The organism is Bacillus haikouensis (genome assembly GCF_013179555.1).
Classification (GTDB): Bacteria; Bacillota; Bacilli; order Bacillales; family Bacillaceae_B; genus Rossellomorea; species Rossellomorea haikouensis_A.
Window position 1 is genome coordinate 1 of sequence record NZ_JABMCR010000429.1, and the last position, 2,542, is coordinate 2,542.

Genomic DNA, 2,542 nt, shown 5'->3' on the forward strand with positions numbered 1-2,542 from the left:
CCATCCAGAAATGCCAAAAACCGTAACGGAAGCATACAGAGTCATTTCAGAAGGGATATTGAAAGGTTTCCAGGGGCTTGGACTCGAGGCCTACTTTGCCGTTCCGAAAACGGCAGAAGAACGGGAAGGATTGAAGAACCCGAGATCAGCCGTCTGCTTCGATGCACCGAGTTGGTATGAACTGGTTGTTGAGGGCAGAAAGGTTGCAGGCAGTGCACAGACCCGTCAGAAAGGGGTCATCCTGCAGCACGGATCCATCCTTCTGGATTTGGATGAAGATAAGCTCTTCAGCTTGTTTAAGTACCCTTCTGAACGGGTAAAAGACCGTATGCAAAAAGCGTTTAAAAATAAAGCCGTTGCCATGAATGAGATTTCTTCTGAGAGAATTACAATGGAAATGGCACGGAAGGCATTTAAGGAAGGATTTGAAGAAGGGTTGAATATCAACCTGGAATCATATGTCCTTTCTGAAAAGGAAACTCAATATGTAGAGAATCTGGCAAAAAACAGATACGAATCTGATGAGTGGAATTTTAAACGTTAAAAAATTTTTATAAATAAAAGCGATTCGTGTCGCTTTTTCCTATTTTACCAACTATTATTTAAGATTAAAGTTTAGCAACTCTCAAATTAATAGATTACCGATTAAAATAGGAATATTATCTATGAGATTCTCCTGTTTTCTATTATTTCCTGCTTTTTGAGCGTTTGACAAATTCCTAATTTTCTGACCGAAACACAATATATGGTGTGTCGAAAAATATATTACACACCATATATTGTGTTTATTTATTGATTTTAGAATGAGCCTGTGATAACGTATTAATTGTTAAAGCATTACTTACAAACTAATAAACGTTGAAACATTTATGGTAGAAGGAGCTGTCTATATGACTGTTGCGTCGAAAAAAACAATGACACTGAACAAAGAAAGATTGAATCAGGATATTGGATTGTTCCCCCAAGTGCATCCTATTACCCCGGATATGAAAACTACACATAAAGGTGTATCCCGCCTGGTTATGATCGACCGTTATTCTTTCAAAGATACTGAAAAGATCACCTTGTCAGAAGGCGACTTTGTCGTATTGACAATCAAAGAAGACCCGAAATTCCCTGCACGTGGACTGGGCTATATCACAGCCATTGATTGGGAAAACAAGAAAGCTGACATATGGATTGAAGAGGAATACAGAAGTGCGATTGACAAGCCTCAAGAGATTGAAACCGGCACGGTGACACGTACGCTGGATGTCATAGAAAAGCCATTGGAAGTCTACTATGAACAGATTGCCAAGCGGAACGCGACAGGATTGGCAGAAGTAGAAGAAACTCCTGAGAAGAAAAAGGAATGGTTTGAAAAATTCTATCATGAACTGGTCAATCTGCATTTCGTACCTGCAGGGCGAGTGCTGTATGGAGCAGGTGCAGGAACAGATGTAACCTATTTCAACTGTTATGTGATGCCTTTCGTGCAGGATTCACGTGAAGGGATTTCCGAACACCGCAAGCAGGTCATGGAAATCATGAGCAGAGGCGGCGGTGTAGGGACAAACGGATCCACCTTGCGTCCCCGCAATACGTTGGCAAAAGGTGTTAACGGTAAATCTTCAGGGTCAGTATCCTGGCTTGATGATATTGCGAAGCTGACTCATTTGGTTGAGCAGGGCGGATCAAGACGTGGTGCTCAAATGATCATGCTAACAGACTGGCACCCTGACATAATTGAATTCATCATCTCTAAGATGCAGAACCCGCGTATTTTACGCTATCTATTAGAAAATACACAGGATGAAAATATTAAAAAAGCAGCAGAAGACAAATTGAAGTTCACTCCTTTGACAGAGCAGGAAGAAGCAATGTACCAAGGAATTATTAATTATAAACAAATCCCTGGCCACGGTGGATTTAACGAGAAGATCTTTAAGAATGCTGAAGAGAAATTGCGGACGGGTGGTACATACAGTGTACATAACCCGGAATTCCTGACTGGAGCCAACATTTCAGTCTGCCTGACAAGTGATTTCATGGATGCAGTTGAAAAAGATGAAGAATACGAGCTTCGCTTCCCCGATGTAGAAAGCTACGATGCCGAGCAAATGAAGTATTATAATGAAGAATGGCATAATGTAGGAGATGTCCGTGAGTGGGAAACGATGGGATATAAAGTGAGAACATACAGAAAGATCAAAGCCAAAGAGCTTTGGAATCTGATCAATGTATGTGCCACTTATTCTGCAGAGCCGGGAATCTTCTTTATCGACAATGCGAATGATATGACAAATGCGAAAGCATACGGTCAAAAGGTAGTAGCGACTAACCCTTGTGGCGAACAGCCACTTGCACCATTTTCAGTCTGTAACCTTGCAGCTGTCAACCTGGCTCGATTCGCGGACAAGGAAACGAAGACAGTTGACTTTGAAAAACTGAAGAAAACAGTCGAAGTAGGCGTGCGCATGCAGGATAATGTCATCGATGCGACACCTTATTTCCTGGAGGAAAACAAAAAGCAGGCACTTGGTGAGCGACGCGTCGGATTAGG

Annotated in this window: 2 protein-coding genes; both read left to right on the top strand. The window is 41.8% G+C overall.

The window, feature by feature from the left end; translation table 11 throughout:
* A partial coding sequence (locus tag HP456_RS22660; protein ID WP_172255297.1) for a lipoate--protein ligase family protein occupies positions 1 to 544 on the top strand: 544 nt, incomplete at its 5' end.
* A gap of 346 nt (positions 545 to 890) precedes the next feature.
* On the top strand, positions 891 to 2,542 hold a 1,652-nt coding region (locus tag HP456_RS22665; RefSeq protein WP_172255299.1), incomplete at its 3' end, for a vitamin B12-dependent ribonucleotide reductase.